General features: G+C 45.5%; 16 protein-coding genes. 8 read left to right on the top strand and 8 right to left on the bottom strand.

The features are described 5' to 3' along the window. Positions 1–537: 537 nt before the first annotated feature. Both KI742_RS14410 and KI742_RS14405 read left to right on the top strand, forming a co-directional pair. Positions 538–1,512 (top strand): DUF1852 domain-containing protein, encoded by a 975-nt coding sequence (locus KI742_RS14410; RefSeq protein WP_025767248.1) that lies wholly within the window; start codon positions 538–540, stop codon positions 1,510–1,512. 30 nt (positions 1,513–1,542) lie between these two features. Continuing rightward, positions 1,543–2,571 carry a methionine synthase gene (locus KI742_RS14405; RefSeq protein ID WP_258473913.1) on the top strand — a complete coding sequence of 343 codons (1,029 nt, stop codon included), beginning with the start codon at positions 1,543–1,545 and terminating at the stop codon, positions 2,569–2,571. Positions 2,572–2,661: 90 nt separating this feature from the next. Here the strand turns inward: KI742_RS14405 and KI742_RS14400 are convergent, their stop codons facing one another. Both KI742_RS14400 and KI742_RS14395 read right to left on the bottom strand, forming a co-directional pair. After that, positions 2,662–3,681, bottom strand: coding sequence for a DUF2955 domain-containing protein (locus KI742_RS14400; RefSeq protein ID WP_285385602.1), 1,020 nt, complete (start codon positions 3,679–3,681; stop codon positions 2,662–2,664). A 9-nt stretch (positions 3,682–3,690) separates the two neighbouring features. Continuing rightward, positions 3,691–4,755, bottom strand: a complete 1,065-nt coding sequence (locus tag KI742_RS14395) for an HlyD family secretion protein (RefSeq protein ID WP_285385604.1) — start codon at positions 4,753–4,755, stop codon at positions 3,691–3,693. Between the two features lie 99 nt (positions 4,756–4,854). On the opposite strand from KI742_RS14395, the gene KI742_RS14390 reads away from it, so the two are divergent. Beyond that, positions 4,855–5,715, top strand: a complete 861-nt coding sequence (locus KI742_RS14390) for a LysR family transcriptional regulator (RefSeq protein WP_005494676.1) — start codon at positions 4,855–4,857, stop codon at positions 5,713–5,715. 150 nt (positions 5,716–5,865) lie between these two features. Next, positions 5,866–6,408 carry a hydrolase gene (locus KI742_RS14385; protein ID WP_285385606.1) on the top strand — a complete coding sequence of 181 codons (543 nt, stop codon included), beginning with the start codon at positions 5,866–5,868 and terminating at the stop codon, positions 6,406–6,408. 39 nt (positions 6,409–6,447) lie between these two features. On the opposite strand, the gene KI742_RS14380 is transcribed toward KI742_RS14385, so the two are convergent. Continuing rightward, complete coding sequence (locus KI742_RS14380) at positions 6,448–7,344, bottom strand: 1-aminocyclopropane-1-carboxylate deaminase/D-cysteine desulfhydrase (protein ID WP_285385607.1); 897 nt, start codon at positions 7,342–7,344, stop codon at positions 6,448–6,450. Between the two features lie 221 nt (positions 7,345–7,565). On the opposite strand from KI742_RS14380, the gene KI742_RS14375 reads away from it, so the two are divergent. After that, positions 7,566–8,804: a leucine-rich repeat-containing protein kinase family protein gene (locus tag KI742_RS14375; protein WP_285385608.1), complete on the top strand. Its 1,239-nt coding sequence runs from the start codon at positions 7,566–7,568 to the stop codon at positions 8,802–8,804. Between the two features lie 94 nt (positions 8,805–8,898). Here the strand turns inward: KI742_RS14375 and KI742_RS14370 are convergent, their stop codons facing one another. Beyond that, positions 8,899–10,197 carry a HAMP domain-containing sensor histidine kinase gene (locus KI742_RS14370; protein ID WP_213968751.1) on the bottom strand — a complete coding sequence of 433 codons (1,299 nt, stop codon included), beginning with the start codon at positions 10,195–10,197 and terminating at the stop codon, positions 8,899–8,901. Beyond that, positions 10,194–10,871, bottom strand: coding sequence for a response regulator transcription factor (locus KI742_RS14365; RefSeq protein ID WP_213968750.1), 678 nt, complete (start codon positions 10,869–10,871; stop codon positions 10,194–10,196). The genes KI742_RS14370 and KI742_RS14365 overlap by 4 nt, the downstream gene beginning before the upstream one ends. A 152-nt stretch (positions 10,872–11,023) precedes the next feature. On the opposite strand from KI742_RS14365, the gene KI742_RS14360 reads away from it, so the two are divergent. From KI742_RS14360 to KI742_RS14350, 3 genes are read left to right on the top strand one after another with little or no spacing between them, the layout of a single operon-like run. After that, positions 11,024–12,064, top strand: coding sequence for a glycosyltransferase family 2 protein (locus tag KI742_RS14360; protein WP_138940433.1), 1,041 nt, complete (start codon positions 11,024–11,026; stop codon positions 12,062–12,064). A gap of 2 nt (positions 12,065–12,066) precedes the next feature. Next, on the top strand, positions 12,067–13,473 hold the full coding sequence (locus tag KI742_RS14355; protein WP_115386169.1) for a glycosyltransferase family 39 protein: 1,407 nt from the start codon (positions 12,067–12,069) through the stop codon (positions 13,471–13,473). 4 nt (positions 13,474–13,477) lie between these two features. Next, positions 13,478–13,900 (top strand): GtrA family protein, encoded by a 423-nt coding sequence (locus tag KI742_RS14350; RefSeq protein ID WP_138940434.1) that lies wholly within the window; start codon positions 13,478–13,480, stop codon positions 13,898–13,900. Positions 13,901–14,027: 127 nt separating this feature from the next. Here the strand turns inward: KI742_RS14350 and KI742_RS14345 are convergent, their stop codons facing one another. The 3 genes from KI742_RS14345 to KI742_RS14335 are packed head-to-tail and all read right to left on the bottom strand — an operon-like array spanning position 14,028 to position 19,448. After that, positions 14,028–14,972 (bottom strand): hypothetical protein, encoded by a 945-nt coding sequence (locus KI742_RS14345; protein ID WP_285385613.1) that lies wholly within the window; start codon positions 14,970–14,972, stop codon positions 14,028–14,030. Between the two features lie 3 nt (positions 14,973–14,975). Beyond that, complete coding sequence (locus KI742_RS14340; protein WP_238762356.1) at positions 14,976–15,923, bottom strand: hypothetical protein; 948 nt, start codon at positions 15,921–15,923, stop codon at positions 14,976–14,978. 3 nt (positions 15,924–15,926) lie between these two features. After that, positions 15,927–19,448 (bottom strand): T6SS effector BTH_I2691 family protein, encoded by a 3,522-nt coding sequence (locus tag KI742_RS14335; RefSeq protein ID WP_285385615.1) that lies wholly within the window; start codon positions 19,446–19,448, stop codon positions 15,927–15,929. Between the last annotated feature and the right edge of the window lie 87 nt (positions 19,449–19,535).

Genomic DNA, 19,535 nt, shown 5'->3' with positions numbered 1-19,535 from the left:
AAATAAATAAGATTATTAAATAATCATGTTTCGAGAATATAAAATGTAACGTACTTCTAATTAAACGAATGCTTGAATAAACGATGGAGTGTGAAAAGTGCTATTTAAGTTACGCTGTCCTATATTCCAGTTGGTGCCTTGTTCATACAATGCGTTTTCTCGGCTTAAACTGGTTTACGTACTGCTAATCTCTTATCCGTTTCTTAATTACACATATTGGCAATATGCTCGCCAAGTTACGTGTATTGGTGTCAATGAAAAACAGTATCTACGATAGCTCTCTCAGGGTTGGAACTGCCACTATGAATTTCCTTCATGTTCAATGTGAAACAATACCAATATTACTCAACTCGTGAAGCAAGTATAAAAAAAGGACTGCTCTGGTGTTAGGCACTGCGACGGTCGTTTTTTGTACGAACCGTTCGTCGTAAGTGCTGTGCAACCTAACGATTGGGAAAACCAAAAAACAAAAAATGTCCCCATGCACAGAGTTAGGAAAAGTCTGCTTTATCTAAGGAAATAGGATACCAACTCACGATGAATAACGATTTCACATTTGCTATCAAAAGCATTCGCTTTGATGAGAATTACCAACCATCAGACAACACGCGAATCACTACCAACTTTGCTAATCTGGCTCGCGGAAACTACCGCCGAGAGAATCTGCGCAATGCGCTCCGAATGATCGATAATCGTTTTAATGCGTTGGCATATTGGGATAACGCGCAAGGTGACCGCTACTCAGTTGAACTTGAAATCATCTCTGTTGATATGGATATCCAAGGTAGTGGAGAAGCATTCCCATCGATTGAAGTGCTCAAAACTAACATTGTTGATCACAACACTAACGAGCGCATCGAAGGCATTGTGGGCAATAACTTCTCTTCATACGTTCGTGATTACGACTTTAGCGTTTTGCTGTTGGACCACAACAAAAACCAGCCACAGTTCAGCATCCCAGCGAACTTCGGTGATTTGCATGGCAAACTGTTCAAAGCTTTCGTTAATTCTGAGTCTTATAAACAGCATTTCAAAAAGCTGCCAGTGATTTGTCTGAGCGTATCGGACAACAAGGTATACCGACGCACCGAAAATCAACATCCTGTTTTGGGCTTTGAATATCAGCCGAACGAATCTTCGTTGACGGAGCAGTACTTCAAGAAGATGGGCTTACAGGTGCGCTACTTTATGCCGCCAAACAGCGTTGCACCGTTGGCATTCTACTTCTTCGGTGACTTGTTGAACGATTATTCAAACCTAGAGCTTATCAGCACGATAAGCACGATGGAGACATTCCAGAAGATTTACCGACCTGAGATTTACAATGCCAACGCGGTTGCCGGTAATTGCTACCAGCCAAACCTAAAAAACCTAGACCACTCGCTAACTCAAATCGTTTACGACCGAGAAGAGCGCAGCCAACTGGCAGTTGAACAAGGGAAATTTGCCGAGGAGCATTTCATCAAACCCTATCAATCTGTGCTTGAACAATGGTCTGCAAGCTACGCGTAATCGATAACGAGAATCTAGAAAGGAATGACGATGAAAACACTATTACCGACTTCAACGGCTGGCAGCTTACCGAAACCTTCTTGGCTGGCCGAACCAGAAAAACTTTGGTCACCGTGGAAACTGCAAGGTGAAGAACTGATTGATGGCAAACGCGATGCGCTACGCGTCGCTTTGCAAGAGCAAGAATTGGCAGGCGTTGATATCGTCAGTGATGGAGAGCAAACTCGGCAACATTTTGTGACGACCTTTATTGAGCATTTAAGCGGCGTAGATTTTGAAAACCGCAAAACGGTGACTATTCGCAACCGTTATGAAGCAAGTGTTCCGACTGTGGTTGGCCCAGTAAGCCGCACAAAGCCCGTGTTTGTTGAAGATGCCAAGTTCTTACGTCAGCAAACTAAGCAACCTATAAAGTGGGCGCTGCCAGGCCCTATGACGATGATCGACACACTTTATGATGATCATTACGGTAGCCGTGAAAAGCTGGCTTGGGAATTTGCGAAGATTCTCAATCAAGAAGCGAAAGAGCTTGAAGCTGCAGGTGTCGACATCATTCAGTTTGATGAACCTGCGTTCAATGTGTTTTTCGATGATGTGAACGAGTGGGGCATTGCATGTTTAGAGCGTGCTATTGAAGGGCTGAAATGTGAAACGGCGGTGCATATCTGCTATGGCTACGGCATCAAAGCGAACACGGATTGGAAGCAAACGCTAGGCACTGAATGGCGACAATACGAAGAAGTATTCCCTAAATTGCAGCAGTCGAATATCGATATTATCTCGCTTGAGTGTCATAACTCGCGAGTGCCTATTGAGTTGCTTGAGTTGATTCGCGGTAAGAAAGTGATGGTTGGTGCAATTGATGTAGCAACCAGCGAGATTGAAACGCCAGAAGAAGTGGCGAATACACTGCGAGAGGCATTGAAATACGTTGATGCCGACAAGCTTTACCCATGTACCAACTGTGGTATGGCGCCTTTGTCTCGTGAAGTATCAACCGCTAAGCTCAATGCGCTAAGTGCGGGAGCGGAGATTGTTCGTAGAGAGCTGTCTGCTTAAGTTATTCAAAATATTTTCCCCTTAGATAAACAAAAAAACCAAGAGCTCGGTTCTTGGTTTTTTTCTTAAAACAGACGTTGTAACTTCGCGCTAGTTCATTTCTAGCTGTCGAACTTCAGGATGTTTTAGCAACATCACACGAATCCAGTGATGCACCACCCACATCACCATCGCGGTGAGCAGAACCGCAACGAAAATCGAGCTGAAACGGTACAAGATCGAAAAGAACGCGTCTTTTTGTTCTGGCACCAATGAGGTCGTCAGCGGAACCGATAGGGCAGACATGGCAGAAAACGCGATAGCCGCTTTAATTTGCCCCTTGGTGAGCCACAAGCAGAATGGCCCCATCGCAATGGTAAAGGCGAGCCAAAAGAGTAGCCCATGCCCATACCAACTGCCCAATATGAGCTGAACAGCCATCCCTGCGATGCAGCCTAGTGCGGTGCCGGTGATGCGAATTTTTGCCATGGCGAGCGAGCCCGCTAAAGTCATTGGGGTTAGGATGATCAAAATGGAAGCTTGTGCGGATAGCGAGTCATATAAGTCTGCTACTTGGAATACGATAAATGCCGCCATCGCCACTACCCAACCCATGGCAACTTGGCTGATGTAGTCAATATCGCTTTTTACGGGGGTCGATATCTCAATGTGTTCGGCGGAGGATTTTGGCTCAGGGAACAACCAATACGCGAATGCGCAAACAAAAATATTGCTGAACGCCATCACCCACATGTTGACATTGAACTCTTCAATATCCATGAAGTTATAGCTGGCAAAATTCAACACAATTGAACCCACCAACAGCCCCATGTAACCAAACAAATAGGTTTTCTGGTTCATCATTGCAATGCACTTGAACAGCATCATGATTCCGACGGCAATGGTCATTAATGTTGGATGAAACTGCAAGTATTCCAGCAAAAATGTGGCTTGTATGGTTGTCCACACCGCAGAGAAAAACACGATCAATAAAGCCGCTAGATTAAAGTTGTCCATTCTGCCCAATATAAACAGCGGCATCATGATGGCAAAAAATCCGTAAGACCAACCGAAGATCATGCTTAGCGCGAGTCCTAAAGAGCAGCCGAACCAAATTCGTAAGGTTTTCATTGTCGCCGCCTAGTAAATGAAGTGGAACCAGCTTGCGAGGTGAATCTGTGCTTGCGCCATCAACTGCCAGAAAATGCTGTTGTCTGGGTACAAAACAATGGTAGCGCGAGAGCCGACAAACAGTGCTGGTGGTAACTCTTCGCTGCTGGTTAGGTTCACTCGTGTACGCTGCGCATCACGTACCCAGCGGTTGTTCACTTCCACTTTGGTCAGTGCGCCATTAGGCGTTTGTTGTGCGGCTGCTACACCGTAATCGCGGCTAGCTAAATCAAAGTCGTACACCGAACCTGGGTTGGCATCAAATGTGACCAAGGCGTGGAAAGTCTTGTCTACGTTCGCGACGGACTTTTCACGAAAATCAGCGGCTACCCAGAGTGATCCTGTTGGTACAAACGTCAGCAATGGCATGTTGGTGTTTGCCATCGTGCCAACTTCTAGTTGCAGGTTGGTCACGACACCATCACTGGGAGCGAGTACCGCGGTATTTGCCAAATCAAGTTGCGCCTTTTCGATGCCGTTTTTGGCAATTCGAACGGCGGTGCTTTGACCTTTTTGGTCGCCTAATTGCGCCTCAATGACTTTTAAGTTTTGTCGTTCCGCTTTAAGCGCTGCACGTGATACCTGATTTTGGGCAAAGGCATTATCGAGTGTCGATTGAGAGATGACTTTCTGCTTCGATAGTGTCAGTAAGCGGTTGTACTCGCGGTGTGCATTATCAAATGTCGCTCGTGCGCGGGCAATATTGGCAAGAGCGGCTTCGCGTTGAGAATACAGTGTTGCTTCTTTTTCATAGGCGGATTGCAGAGACAGCTCCGCCTGTTCAAGCGCTATCTTGTATTTACGATCATCAATCGTAAACAACACATCGCCTTTTTGAGCGGACTGGTTATTCTCGATGAGAACGTCGGTCACTTTACCAGATACCTCGGGTGCGACTTGGACAACGTATCCTTGCACTCGTCCTTCGGTCGTTAAGGGGGCGTGGCGGTCAGCAATGATAATGTACAAAAGTAGTACGATGAACAGGACAATCAAAGTTCGCATCCAGTGTTTGAATTTTTGGTCAGCCGTCATTACAAGTTCCGTTAAACATATTGGATAGCGGATTATAGAGAAGTCACTCACAATTCAGTAGAATGATAATACGAACATAAATGACCTAAAAATAGGACAATGAACGTTAGTTTTGATGATATTTACCTATTCACTCAGACGGTGGTTCACGGCGGTATAAGTGCAGCGGCAGAGGCGAATCAACTACAACGCTCAAAAGTGAGTCGTCGCCTGCAAGAATTAGAGAAATCGCTCGGGGTACAGCTTTTGATCCGCACAACACGCAGCATTGAGTTGACGGAGCACGGGAAACGCTTGTTTGAGTTGGTGGGGCAGCCTATTGACCATATTCAGCAAGGTTTAAATGCCATGCACGAATATCAACAAGAGCTGACGGGCAAGGTGCGTTTAGCCATTCCTTCCGCATTGATGAGCTCTGCCGCGTTTAACGCGATCATCACCGAGTACACAACGCGGTATCCGGATATTTCGGTCGAGATTGAAAACCATCAAGAGAGTGTCGATCTCAAGCGTCAATCGTTTGATTTGCAGCTTCTTCCGAGCGTGGTCAAAGTCACCGATGACAGCTATGTGCAGTTCAGTCTTTTGCCTTATCGTAGTCACTTTGTTGCGTCAAAAGCCTATCTAGAATCGCATCCGCCAGTAAAAACGGTGGAAGATCTTAAGCAGCATCGCCTTTTAACTAATCGTTACAATGCTGATTTGCTCGATTCAGATCTGCATGTGGCGTTGCGCTCGGACGACCTCAACTTGCTGCGCTCGATGGCGATAGCAGGAAACGGCATCGCGTTTATTCCACAAATTCATTCCAAGCCTGCATTGCGAGATGGTTTGTTGGTCGAGGTGCTGCCTCAATTTGCGCATCCGAAGCAGCATCTTACTCTGATTTATCCCTCGGCCTTATTTCTGCCCAATAAAGTCAAAGCCTTGATTGAGCTAATTCGAGAGAAATTTAAATAGTCAGTTCAAACCACCCTTACCTAAGGGCAAATGTGTGAGCGAAGGTCATCTTTCGAGGTTTTATTGCTCTAACATGAAAGGGTTCTGATACATTAACTGTTGTTCAACTTGTTGAGTATGTTTTGTGGTCGCACAAGATAGGAGATGGAAATGTTATCGAAAGGAAACACGGGCCTGATTGTGGTGGATGTTCAGGGTAAACTCGCTACATTAATGCATGAAAGCGACGCACTGATTGAAAATATCACGAAACTGGTAAAGGGGGCCAAAGCGCTAGATTTGCCTATTCTGTGGCTAGAACAGAATCCAGAAAGGTTGGGCCCAACCGCGGAGCCGATTCGTGAAGTGCTTGAAAGCACGCATTTACCTATTACCAAGTACACGTTTGATGGTTGCAAAGAGGCGACGTTTAAGGTCGCGGTGGAGAACGCGAAAGTTGATACCTGGTTGGTTTGCGGTATTGAATCCCACATTTGCGTCTATCAAACCGCGGCTTCTCTGCGCCAGTCCGGTTATCGCGTTGAATTAGTCACGGATTGTGTATCTTCCCGAACCGCTGCCAATAAAGCGCTCGCTCTTGCGAAGTTAACCGCTAACGGTGTGGTGCTCACTGGGCTAGAAATGTGTTTGTATGAAATGGTCGAAGATTGCCGAGCACCTGAATTCAAAGAAATTCTGGCGCTCATCAAATAGAGTAATCACTGGAATCAACAACAACTTTATCTGAACACGCTATTCAAATTCTCGTTGATATCTTGGCAACATCGACTCGTTGCCAAGTAACCCGCCTTGGTGAATGTAAATCACCGTTTTATCTGTGTTCTCTTCCAACCAAGGGGTGAGGCATTGCCACATATACGGGTCGTATAACAGGTCAAATTCGAGGTCGGTTTGCTCAAAGAGTGCTTTCCATGTGATGTAATCTTCTTCGTACAAGCGACCAAAATGGTGTTTGTTGCGCACGGTTAAAATGGTTGGGTGGCTGTTTTCACCGAGCTGGTTGAACTGCTCAGTTAAGTAATCTGCATTGCCTACGCAAGGGCAAGTTAGCACTTCTATGCCGTGTGGGCTTAAATGTTTATGAAGATATAAAGCGGTCGTGCCAGTGCCTGATGGCAGGGCGACGGTAAACTGTTCTTTACCTCTCAATCGCGTCCAATCAAGAATTTCTCGTGCTAACTGTTTGATGCCAGCTTCAGCGAGGTGGGAACGTCCACCCTCTGGAATCAGCAATGTCGACTCATCTACTCTTCGTACCTGGTGGATGTATTCACTAGGGTGAAGTTCGCTACCGATGTCTTGCATGGCGGTGATTTTCATACCCAAATCAAGCGCACCACGATAGTTGCCGATAGGGGAGTCTTTAAGCCAAGAAGGAATGTGTTGAACGTAGAATTCGAAGTTCCAGCCTTTGATTTGCGCCAGAGCGGCAAGCGAATACATCGCGTTGGATTGAGCAGAGCCATAACTGATGAGGGTTTTGATGTCGCTGTTCTGCGTTTTCATCAACGCCATAAACTTACGTGCTTTGTTCCCAGAAAAGTGAGAATGCAGCATGTCATCACGCTTAAGAAAAAACGTATGACCGTTGAAGTTGTGTTGAGTTATCGGGCTTTCAGAGAGTTTCATGCTACTGCTGACGTGTCCAACCACGCGACCTTGCCGTTAAAAAGGGCGCGTAGTGTAACGCCATTAAACCCAGATAAAAAGTCTGGGTTTCAGTACATCCATTTCGTTATTCCTGATGTTTTGCCGCTTTGGTTTCAGGGGATTCAATTCCACGGCTCGCCTTTCTGCTTTAAGCCACGTACACTACGCCGCTTATTTCAACTCAATCAGAAGGCTTGGTTTTGCAAACTCTAGAACAATTAAAAACAGGACAATTAGTAGGAACGAAACAACTGAAGTTGGCGGAAGGGCTAACTGAGTTTCCTATGGAAATATTAGAGCTTGCAGAAACGCTTGAAGTGTTAGATTTATCTGGCAACGCACTGTCAGATTTACCACCAGAACTGGAACAGCTGACCAAGCTAAAAATCATCTTTGCTTCCAACAACCTGTTCACCCATCTGCCAGAGGTGTTGGGCAAGCTGCCAAACCTTGAGATGGTTGGGTTTAAAACCAACAAGATCAAAGTAGTCAGTGAAGCCTCACTACCAACTCAGTTACGTTGGTTGATTCTGACCGACAACGAGATTGAAGTTCTGCCAAACAGCCTGGGTGAAAGACCGCGCCTAAGAAAGCTTGCTTTGGCGGGCAATCGCATCAAACAACTGCCAAACAGCATGGAAAACTTGGTCAATTTAGAATTGATTCGTTTATCTGCAAACCAGTTAGAGCATTTCCCGGATGTGTTGATGAAGCTGCCTAAATTGGCATGGTTTGCATTCGCAGGTAACCCATTCTGCAAACATCCATCTTCGCTAGACAGCGTGCCTAAAGTGACCACAAACAGTTACTCACTTAACCATGTTCTTGGCCAAGGTGCGAGTGGCGTGATTTCTCATGCTAACTGGACTGACGCTCAATACGACTTCCCGAACGAAGTTGCGGTGAAAGTGTTCAAGGGTGAAGTGACCAGTGACGGCTACCCACATGATGAACTTGAAGCATGTTTGCAAGCCGGGCATCACAACAACTTGGTGAAATCCATCGCGCAAGTGGATGACGGTAATGAGCTTGCTTTGGTTATGGAGCTGATCCCAAACAGCTACTACAATTTGGGTTTACCGCCAACGCTGGAAACTTGCACCCGAGATACATTCCCAAAAGGGTTTACGCTAACGGTCGAGCAAGTGAATTCTATTGTGGAGCAGATGGTGGACGTGTTTAATCACCTGCACGACAACAAGGTGTGCCATGGCGATTTGTATGCGCACAATACTTTGGTGAATGACCAAGGTGAGATGATCTTCGGCGACTTTGGTGCAGCGAGCATTTACGGCTATTTATCGGACGAGCAGCAAGCGGCAATCCGAAACATTGAATCGAGAGCGCTGAAGTACTTTATCGAAGATATGTTTTCTGTGTGTGACGCGTCGGAATCGGCATCGCAAGCATTCAATCGACTAGCAGCGCTTGCGGCATAGGGTTTCATTCAATTGAATCAAAAAGAGGTATCGAATTGCTCGTTTGATACTGAGCAAAGTAGATACCTCTCAATTGAATTAGGCGCTGGGGAAGTTACTCTGAGCAAGCCTCTTGATGCTCTGACGCAAGATCAATCACTGCCTCACAACCACCTTCTGGATGTGTACCAATCTTAAATTGCCAGCCATAGCGTTGGCACAAATCATCCACAATCATCAAACCTAATCCGTGCCCATCAGAGTGCGGAATGGTCGAAAAGCCTTCGCCTTCATCGCGCACTGAGATGGTGTTCTCATCCATGCTGATATGAATTGCTCCCGAAGGTGTCGCGGCGATGCCGTTGCGAATCAGGTTGCCAAGAATAATGGTCAACACGGCATTGGTCGCGCGCGTTCTTGGGTTGCCGTCGATCTGCACATCAAAGCTGAGTGCTTTCTCATCCGCCTGAGCTTGGCTTTGGAAGATGATTTGGTTGAGTTCTTCTTCGGTGATGCTGCGCACTGGTGAATCATCTGCATTACGCTCGTAACGCACTAAGCCGAGTAGGGCATCCACCATGGTCGACATCTGCTGCGTCGCATCCTGAATTCGGTTCACTTGGCGGGTTTGGAAATCCGTGTTCGCACTTCTCGCCAGTAAGCTGCTTGAGCCTTTCATTACGGTTAACGGTGTACGCAGTTCATGGCTTGCGTATCGCGCAAAGGCTTGCTCGCGCTTGATGACTTGGTTGATTTTGTGGCGATATTCATTCAACTCATCCGCGAGGGTTTGGAACTCTTTGGCCGAGCCCTCAGGCACACTAAAGGTCTGCGTGGCATCGCCTTGGTGGTGATCGAGTTGAGTTTTAAGCGCATTGACGGGTTCAATTAAGCGCTGTGATAAGCGCAGCAGCAGACTACCAAACAGAAACACCAGCACGGCGACAATGGACAGCACCATAGCGACGACGAGAATGAATTCCTCTGAGGTGATCTCGATTTCATCAATCAAGGAAACCAGAATAACGGGATGTTCAACGCCTTTGTAGGTGTAAGTGCTCATGTAAACCATGCGCGAGTATTCACCGTCTTCTACTTCATCAAGAAAGTGCTTTTGACCAATCAGGTATTTTTGATAGCGCTCGGCAACCAATGAGATGTCGTTGTATGCAGTGGTGAGCAGGTCAAGCTGAATACTGCCTTGCTCTGGGTGGGACTGGAAATGTTCAATTGCTTCTTTTTTGTCGACCATAATACGACGCTCGCCCACGCGGTCTTCAGACCAAAGCAGGGAGCCGGTAATCAACAAAAAGCAGAAGATGCCAATCACGACAGACACAAAAGAGAAAAACAGAGCGAGTCGCCCTGTCATACTTTGTGTGCTTTGCGTGCTAGCAAGTAAGCGATTGATCATGCACCTGTCTCCAAGCGGAAGCCAACTTTCGGTACGGTGATAAGCACATGATGTTCAAATGGCTTATCAAGTTGGTTGCGAAGTTGGTAAATGTGGCTACGCAGAACGTCGTTGTTCGGCTCGTTCTCTTGCCAAAGTTGGAAGGCGATTTCTTCGCGTGTCACTACATCTGGTGCGCTTTTTACAAGCATTTCCAGAATGGTGTAAGTGGTGGGGTTTAGCGCCAGCAGTTTATCTTGGCGGTAAGCTTTACGCGTTTTTTGGTCGATAGACACTTCACCGTATTCCAGCTTGCTCGACGCGACAGTGCCACGGTAACGGCGGATCAGTGCCATCATGCGCGCTTCAAGAATATCCAGATCGAAAGGTTTAGTCAGGTAATCATCGGCACCGTGTTGGAAGCCTTTGAGCATATCGTCACGGCTATCAAGCGCCGTCAGCATAAGCACTGGTGTGTTGTTGCCCGCGTCGCGAAGTTTATTACACATGGTCAGGCCATCCATGCGTGGCAGCATGAGGTCGAGCAAGATGATGTCGAACGTGTTTTCCATCGCCAGTTTCAAGCCGAGCTCGCCGTTGTCTGCATAATCGAGTTCCATACCTGCACACTCAAAATAATCGAACAGCATGCCTGCGATTTCTCGATTATCTTCGACTAAAAGTACGCGTTTCATGTATTTCTCTCCAAGTGGGCGGGTTTTCGAAAATAAGACTTCGTCTTAACCGAACATTATTCACTAAGAACGTGAAAAAGATGTCAACAACATCTCTTTCACATTGATGTTTGTAGACTGGATTCATTCATCGGATTTAGTGGAAGAGTAGCATGTCAACCTTCAACATTCACGCTGCAACCTTTTCAAAGGTGAGCCAACACACTGAGCCTAAAACAGTTTTGTCTGTTGTGGTGCCATTCTTTAACGAGCAAGAAGTCTTGCCTGAATTTCATCGTCGTTTAGCCGCCGTTTTGGATGAAATGCCAGAACGCTGCGAAATCGTCTATGTGGACGACGGTAGCAAAGATGACAGCCTAATGATCGCGCAAAACTTTTCTCAATCTTCTAGCGACGTTCGTTGTATTGCACTAAGCCGAAACTTCGGCAAAGAGTCCGCCATGAGTGCGGGGCTGGAACACTGCCAAGGTGAAGCGGTGATCGTGATTGATGCTGACTTGCAAGACCCGCCGGAGTTAATCCCGCAAATGGTATCAAAATGGCGTGAAGGGTATGACGTGGTGAACATGCAGCGCAGCGAGCGCCATGGTGAAACCTGGTTCAAACGCTTTTCGGCCGCTTGCTTTTACAAAGTTCTTAACAGCATGGCGAAATTGGAGGTGCCAGAGAATGTTGGCGATTTCCGTCTACTGAGCGCAAAAGTGGTCAAACACATCAATGCGCTACCAGAGCGTAACCGATACATGAAAGGCATTTTCTCTTGGCCGGGTTTCAAGCAAGTGACGGTTCAGTTTGAGCGTGACGCTCGTTTCTGTGGTGAGACCAAATGGAACTATCTCAAGCTGATTGGCCTTGCAATGGACGGCATTACCTCGTTTTCCATTCGTCCTTTGCGCTTAGCGACACTTGCCGGTGCGTTAGTGGCGTTCAGTGCCTTTATCTATGGCGCATTCATAGTGATAAAAACCGTTGTGTTTGGTGAGCCTGTCACTGGCTACCCATCCATGATGGTCGTCCAACTTGCATTGGGCGGTGTGCAACTGCTGTCGATTGGCCTTTTGGGCGAATACATTGGCCGCATTTTTGTCGAGACCAAGCAACGTCCTCTTTATCTTGTTCAGTCTGTTTACGAGCAGCCTGCAAAACATCAATCCATCCAAACCATGAAGTTTAAACTGGGAGAAACCGCGTAATCATGAGTATTAATAAAACCCATCTGTGGTTGTTGTTGGCGTTTGCTCTTTTACTCCGTCTTATTTCACTTGCTGCTTACCCTTTGATGGACACCACAGAAGCCCGCTACGGCGAAATGGCGCGCTTAATGGTGGAAACCGGCAATTGGCTTACCCCACAGTTTGATTACGGCGTGCCTTTTTGGGGGAAGCCACCGCTGTTCACTTGGATGAGTGCTTATGGCATTGAGCTGTTTGGATTGAATGAATTTGCAGTGCGCGCGCCTCATTGGTTGGCGGGTGTTGCGACGATTGTTTTTGTTGCTTTCATGGCGTATCGCGCTGGCTTTAATGCTGTCATCGCAGCGTTGGTACTGGCGACGTGTGGCATCTTTTCAATTGCGGCGGGTGCGGTGATGACCGACATGGCACTGACGTTGGCCATGACGATGGCGATGGTTGGTTTTTACTATTGCTGGCTTGGCAAAGACAAACACAGCCGATTATGGTGTTACCTCGGTTTCTTTGGCTTGGCTTGCGGGCTGTTAGCAAAAGGTCCAGTGGCGATCGTGATTATGGGTATCGCAGTGTTTCCTTGGCTCGTGATTCAGCATGGTTTCTTCGGTGCCTTCAAAGCCTTGTGGCAGCGTTTTCCAATTGTGTCGGGGTTGGCGCTCATGCTGGCGATTGCTCTACCGTGGTACATCATGGCTGAAATGGCGACGCCTGGATTTATTGATTACTTCATTGTTGGCGAGCACTTTAAGCGTTTTGTTGTCAGCGGTTGGGAAGGGGACCTGTATGGCTCTGCTCATGATCAACCACGTGGGATGATCTGGGTATTCTGGCTACAATCGGCTGCGCCTTGGTCAATCGTATTGCCTATCTTGGCGTGGAAACGTCGTAAGGTGCTCAAAGCCATTGAAACCGATCATCAAGGTTTGTTTAGCTTCCTGATGTGTTGGCTGATTTCACCAATGATCTTGTTCACCATGGCTGGGAATATTTTGCCTGCTTACGTACTACCGGGTGTGCCTGCATTGGGGATCTTGATTGCAATGCTGGTGGATAAACACGATTTCAAATGGCTGACCGGAACGGCAGCGGTGTTGCCAGCCCTGCTTATGATTGCGATGTTGGTTTTGAATATGGGCAAAGCAGACAGTCGCAGCGACCGCATCATCTTCGCGCAAATTAATGACAACGCTCCAGTCTTCTACATTGGTAAGCGCCCGTTCTCAGGCCAGTTCTATAGTCATGGTCAGGCGAAAAAGCTTGAAGATAAGAATGACTTAAACAATCTGAAGAAATTCCACCTGATTGGTAAATCGCAGCAAGTGGATAGCATGATTCATGAAAATGCGTTGAGTTGTACCAACGAGTTCACAGCAAAATCGAAACGCTCACTCTACACCTGTGTGGTTGGGTAACGGAATGTGCAAATTACCAAGATTTGCTTCTTTAGAAAGGTTTGCTTCGTTAACAAGGTTTGCTCTGGTAGGTGGTGTCGGCTTTATGGTCGACACTCTTATCTTTTCTGTGTTGTTCCATTGGTTTGGTCTGGAGTTGATGCTGGCTCGTGGGATAGCATTTTTGTTTGCAGCAACCACGACTTGGCTTGGCAATCGCTGGCTGACTTTCTCTCAAGCAGAAAAAACCAACCCTTTCGCTCAATGGCAAAAATTTATGGCGAGTGCCTGTATCAGTGCTTTGCCGAATTTTATTGTGTTCAAAGGCGTAACGCTCGCGCTTGGAACGCAAGGAGTGATGGTCTATTTGGCTTTGATCTTAGGCATATTGGCAGGCATGGTGAGTAACTATTTACTCAGTGCAAAATGGGTGTTTAGTAGAGGATAGAAAGGTTCGGGCTTACTCTCCTATCCTCGAGTTAAAAATTCGTTATTTGAACCAATTTTTCTTTTTGTACATCAGAGTAAACCTAAAGCTTTTCATGGGGGATGTAAAAAGGTAAATAAGCCAAGGTTTATACCTTGGCTGCCGTTAGTTCAGATTTTGATTGTTCGATTTCAGATTCCGTTTGCCACTTGCCGTTGTAAAGGTATTCACGCTCAGGAAGTGGGGCATTTGACGCCCTTAAACCAAATACCTCTTCGGTTTGATATTCTCTACTACAAACTGGAATACTAAAGAGCCTTGATTCTGGCTTTGCTTCAAACAGCTTTTTATGATCATCGACCTCTTTACAATCCAGTTTGTAGACCTCTGACAGTTGTGTGGCCATGGATTCTAAATCCGCTTCAGTTTTAAAGAAAATGTAACAATCGAATCGATCTTGTGAGCGAAAGACAATCTTTTGAGCAGTATCTTGGTATTCGCACCTGTCATACTTAAAATAGAATTGGAGTACTTTTCTTTTCTTATTGTAATCAGCAAAAAGCCAATCTTCTCGCTCTCCAACTCTCACTTCTGTTGGTTCATCAGGCTGACGTTTAAGCATTTTAAAGGAGACTAATATAAAAGCACCAGCTCCTGCTAACGCCATCGGGCCAACCACCGCTACCATCACCGCACAAACCACTGCACTTATCCAGCCAACGGCTTGCGTGGCGGTATTCACCCAGTTAGGCATGTTGCGACGTTTCTTCATCACAAAGCCTTTGTCAGAAAAAATATAGTCATAGCGATAATCGAGACCAATCGTAAGGTAAAAGGCTCCAGATACCATCACCGATAAAATAAAAGAAAAAATAGTTACGTCAACCGTGTCACTCGTGTGTATAAACAAAGTTAATAGGAATGGAGCGATCACAAATGGAAACGCAAAAAGTTTAAAGTAATAGCGAAATGGTTCCTCTACATCATACTTATGCCATGTTCTGACGTTATCGCCTGCGAGTATTTCTTGCTCTTGTGCCTCTTGATTAACTGCCAACTCTTCTGGAGTGATATAAAATGGTGAATATGCCAAGGGTTACTCCAGAGCTGTAGTTAGTTTAGACTTTGATTGTTCGATTTCAGACTCGGTTTGCCACTTACCGTTGTATATACGTCGCCATTCAGGAAGCGGGGCGTTTTGAGCTCTCAGGTCAAAGGTATCGGCTACTGGAAATTCAAGGCAGCGAGAAGGGATATCTTCAATTCGAGGTTCAGGTCTTCCTTCAAAAAACGCTTTATGGTCAGGAAAATCAATACATTCAATACCGTACTTGTTTGAAAGGGTTTCTAGCATCGCATCTAAGTCTTGAACAGTCCTAAAGAATATGTAGCTATCACCACGAGTTTGAGCTCTGAAGACGGTGTGCTTCTCTAGATTCCATTTAGAACACTCGTCATACTTGTGGTAGAAGCGAATCACTTTACGCTTTTTATTGTAGTAGGCGAACAGCCAATCTTCACGCTCACCGACTTTAATTTCGGCTACTTCATCTGGTTGGCGTTTAAGCATTTTAAAGGAAACCAATATAAAGGCACCTGCGCCTGCTAGCGCCATTGGGCCAACAAGTACTACCATTAATATACATACGATAGCACCAATCCAACCGACAGCTTGCGCGAAAGTATTCACCCACTTTGGTGTGTTTCTACGCTTTTTTACTACGAAACCGTTGTCAGAAAAAGTATAACTATAAAGATAATCGCGAGCGAACATCCAATAACTAATTAAATAAGTGAGTAAAGTAATGCCAAAAGATACAAGGTCTTTCGCCCAACCTCCATCCCAAAAACCAAGGATGTAGTACAAGATAAGTACTGGGAGCATTGAAACTAAAGAGTAACCGAGATAAAGATATCTAGATGACTCCTCAATATCGTATATTTCCCATGTTTGTAAGTTTTTACTCTTTCGGATACCTTGCTCTTTAGCTTCTTGATAAGCATAAAGCTCTTCCGGAGTTATATAAAAGGGTAGGTAAGCCAAGGGTTACTCCTGTAAGCCTAAAGCGCCAACGACAGGGGTTAGCAACTTCTGAATCGTTATTTGTTTCGTATTGTCGGAGATTGCCGTGTAAGTTGCACGTTGTTTTATACTGTTTTGGAAGCAGTACTCACGACGATTTGGCGTGCCTTCTTCTAATTCATATCCAATTTTGAGAGCAAAGTACTGATTAGGCTCTTCGATCGGTAACTCTAATTTGTATATCACCTGACTTTTCGCATCCTCGTTTATCGGCTGAAGTGTTTCCAAATCGACATTTATATGCCAAGACCCCGACATTAGCTCCTCTTCAGAGGCTTGAGTGTTGGTTTGCAGTTTTATCCCTTTGTGCGCGACACTTTTCGGTATTTGAATATGTACTTCTAATCCTATTAATTCGCGATGAGTGTATTGAGGGTAAGCGTGAATGCGCTCGATCGGCTTTTGAGCAACTAAAGGTTGCTGAATAATCGAATCTAGCTCAAACAGTGCATTTTGAACTAAAGAACTGTTGTGCTTTTCTCTTTCAAACAACGTTGGAGAGTGACTCCAATGTGACCTATCTGGGTGGTAGCCCCAGGGAAGCTTGTCTAGCCACTTCTGGTAGTCGTCTTGCTTTAGCTGACTCAGTGCCGCATTTACTAATAAATATGTAACGGTTAGAACAACCAACGCGGCCATTACCGGAGCTCCAAAAAGTATGTTGGAAGAGAGGGTTCCAGTTGTAGCGCCGGCAAGCTGTATTATACCTATTGCGCTAGTAAATCCGAGCGTATAGGTATTAACTTTTTGTAAAACGAGTTCTCTTCCATACACATGGTCTTCTTGTTGTAATGACCTATAGGCTTCGATTCCTGAGGCTAATGCGCCTAATGCGCCGGTGATAGCAAGCCATTTATTGAATACTTTTAAGTCATCAAGTACCAAAGTTTCAAAACCATGAACCTGATTCGAGACTAAATATTTTAGCGTTTTGATGGAGTGAGCTCTTAGTTTGTCATTCTCTTTTACGCTATCCCAAAACCTACCAGTACGAATACCTGTCCAAGCTCCGGCCGTGTAAAACAGCTTTTGTTGAATATCCAAGAAATCATCTCGAGACATGAGCCCTGTTTCTTCAATACTGTTCATCGCATCAGCAAGAGCAACACAGTTAAAAATTAATGCAAGGAAGCCCAACCCTCCAACATTCTCAAAGAGCTCGTGCAGGTTCTCCAATCGATTATTCCAAATATTTGTCCGAAGTTTTACAGTGGCTTCAAGTACGTCATCTGGAAACTCGATGTATTGTGGGTATTCTAATGTTGCCACTGCTAGACTTTTTTGGAGGTGACTTTGTTGTTTTAAGGCTTGTTTATATTGTTGTTTTGATACTGTTTTATCGCCTTTATTAAAAGCTGCTATAATGGCCTTGTTTTGGTTTGAGGCAACCACTCTTTTATCATGGTTAGACTTCCAATCGCCAAAACCTTGCGCATAGTTTTTATTTATTTTGACAGCAGTATTGGTAGCTAAACGTTCAGCGAACACTGCTCGCCAATAAAAGCTATTTCGAGTTAAAGGTTTTGAGAAAACGGGCATGATCAGAAGTGAAACTTGAGAAGTAAAGCTAACTCCTACTTTGAGTACACTCTTCATTATTGCGCTATTTGCGGCTTTGAATATGGTATCTAGCTCTTCGAATCCTTTTGCTATATCTTTTAAAAACTCGGTTTCTGCAGTATTTGGGTTAGAAATAAAGTCCATTACCTTTGCATACATACCCACACGGTTACTTGCTGTCGAAACGTAGTCCATAAACTGTTTGTCTGAGCTTTCAGTGTCTGGAACAATTTTGGCGACGTCTACTTCACCTACCTGATTTGAAACTTGTTCAGGAATTAATTTCTCCACTTGTTTAAAGAGACTACGACTAAACCCGGAAGTGTAGAGTGCGAGTAAACTGGTTGGTTTCTCCCATTGGCTTTCTGCCCATTGGCGGTCTTCTTCTTGCATCACCAAAGTAAATGACTCAACCGCTTGCTTGTGCAGTTGATACAAGCTGTACTGCGTGTCTTCGCTGTATAGGTCGAAGGTTCTCTCAAGATGATGAGGTGTTAAGGACTCCATTACTGCGATAAAGTCGCGTTTGACCGAAACCACTTGGGCTAGCATGGTTTCTTTTTGTTCTGACAGCTCTTGCATCTCGCTCAGCATTTGCTTCCAGTTGAGCTGCTGACGCCAGCGTTCAGTCGCTATCCATTGTTCGTATTTACCAAAACGGCTCGCAGAAATTCGATATTTGTCCTGTATCGCTTTAGCAATGTCACTTTGGGTATGTTGGTGTGATTCAATCGCTCCAGCGGAAAATTTAGCAGGATAGCCGGACTGAACTGAGCTTTTGTTCTGCTCTGCCAAATCAAGTTGGTGAGAAGAGTCATAATAGTCAGCCATGTCGGTATAAAACGACAGCTCTTCGCCGTTACGCTTAACGCTAGCTGGCATGTCTATCTCGTCACTTGCACCAAACATACACAGTTGCATGGCGGTCTGCATCAAGTTCCACTGGTTTGAAAACTGGTCAGTGAAAAGGCGGTAAGGGCTTGCGGCACCAACAAAATGCAGTGACATATCTTGAATGTCTGCGGCGTAATCTTTTATCGCGACGAAGTAGCCTGATTCTTCTTCTGGAATCGCAGAGGTTAAATCGCTTTCGACTACGACAGGTTTAAAGACAGAACCATCTTCATCTGCTTTGGTGGCGATGCCAGAATCCGCAAAGCGATCATCATCGACGGCAGAAGATTCAATATCAGCGACTTGGGTTAACTTATCTATTGGTGCAATGTTGTGCTGATTCTCGTTTGAGGACAGAACAATGGTTTGCATGCGATCGATATGATTACTCGGATTGTTAAGTACGCGCATGAACGTGTGCCATGTCCACCGGTGCTCAGAGAAGCAAATCGATAGTACGCTTCCGTTGACGTAAGTAAGAAAGGGCTTTGCATCTTGTGGTGTCCCACGCTGCTCTGATTTTGGGCTTTCTGATTCTCCCAACTTATAGAGCGTGAATTGCGTTCCTTTGATTTCGTATTCGTCTAAGCTTTTGTTGATTGCATCATACACATACAGCCAACCGTCGCGCAGTTGACGCAGGGTGTAACCAACGGTATTGAGTTTGGCTGGGCCTTGGCCTTTCCATTCTTCAGGCAAACCAAAAGGTTGTGTCTCTTCTGTTTCTAGCTGATCGATGGCATAGCGGACTGGGATAAAGTGCGCAGGTGATGCTTCCGTTGCTTCTTTCTCAGTTTTTAAATTGAGAGGCTCTGGTTCAGACGGCGGTGGCGGATCGATTTTTTTTGTTTCTCCCTCCCAAAACATACTGCGCTCTGGGGGTGAGCCAGCAAGATCATCGGATTCCGTGGTTGGAACGATATTCAGCGATTTCAGTGTACCATCGCTTTCAAATGCCTGAACGGCCTCCTCATAGGTATAGCTGTTGTCATACCAGAACATAGAAGTTTTTGGAGGAAGTGGATTATTCATCGTTAGCCCATGTTTAAGAGTTTTACTCCATTAGGCAAATATCGCACCAAAATAAAACTACTAAAAATCAGTAGGTTATTTCTTGCG

The organism is Vibrio sp. D417a (genome assembly GCF_030248595.1).
In the GTDB taxonomy this organism is placed as follows: Bacteria; Pseudomonadota; Gammaproteobacteria; order Enterobacterales; family Vibrionaceae; genus Vibrio; species Vibrio alginolyticus.
Note: the sequence above shows the minus strand (reverse complement) of the source record. Positions and strands in the feature narration are given on the sequence as shown.

Coding starts and splice junctions, on each gene's coding strand:
- KI742_RS14400 (WP_285385602.1), bottom strand. CDS start 3,681: ATGAAAACCTTACGAATTTGGTTCGGCTGCTCTTTAGGACTCGCGCTA.
- KI742_RS14360 (WP_138940433.1), top strand. CDS start 11,024: ATGTCAACCTTCAACATTCACGCTGCAACCTTTTCAAAGGTGAGCCAA.
- KI742_RS14350 (WP_138940434.1), top strand. CDS start 13,478: ATGTGCAAATTACCAAGATTTGCTTCTTTAGAAAGGTTTGCTTCGTTA.
- KI742_RS14385 (WP_285385606.1), top strand. CDS start 5,866: ATGTTATCGAAAGGAAACACGGGCCTGATTGTGGTGGATGTTCAGGGT.
- KI742_RS14335 (WP_285385615.1), bottom strand. CDS start 19,448: ATGAATAATCCACTTCCTCCAAAAACTTCTATGTTCTGGTATGACAAC.
- KI742_RS14355 (WP_115386169.1), top strand. CDS start 12,067: ATGAGTATTAATAAAACCCATCTGTGGTTGTTGTTGGCGTTTGCTCTT.
- KI742_RS14405 (WP_258473913.1), top strand. CDS start 1,543: ATGAAAACACTATTACCGACTTCAACGGCTGGCAGCTTACCGAAACCT.
- KI742_RS14410 (WP_025767248.1), top strand. CDS start 538: ATGAATAACGATTTCACATTTGCTATCAAAAGCATTCGCTTTGATGAG.
- KI742_RS14395 (WP_285385604.1), bottom strand. CDS start 4,755: ATGACGGCTGACCAAAAATTCAAACACTGGATGCGAACTTTGATTGTC.
- KI742_RS14365 (WP_213968750.1), bottom strand. CDS start 10,871: ATGAAACGCGTACTTTTAGTCGAAGATAATCGAGAAATCGCAGGCATG.
- KI742_RS14370 (WP_213968751.1), bottom strand. CDS start 10,197: ATGATCAATCGCTTACTTGCTAGCACGCAAAGCACACAAAGTATGACA.
- KI742_RS14390 (WP_005494676.1), top strand. CDS start 4,855: ATGAACGTTAGTTTTGATGATATTTACCTATTCACTCAGACGGTGGTT.
- KI742_RS14380 (WP_285385607.1), bottom strand. CDS start 7,344: ATGAAACTCTCTGAAAGCCCGATAACTCAACACAACTTCAACGGTCAT.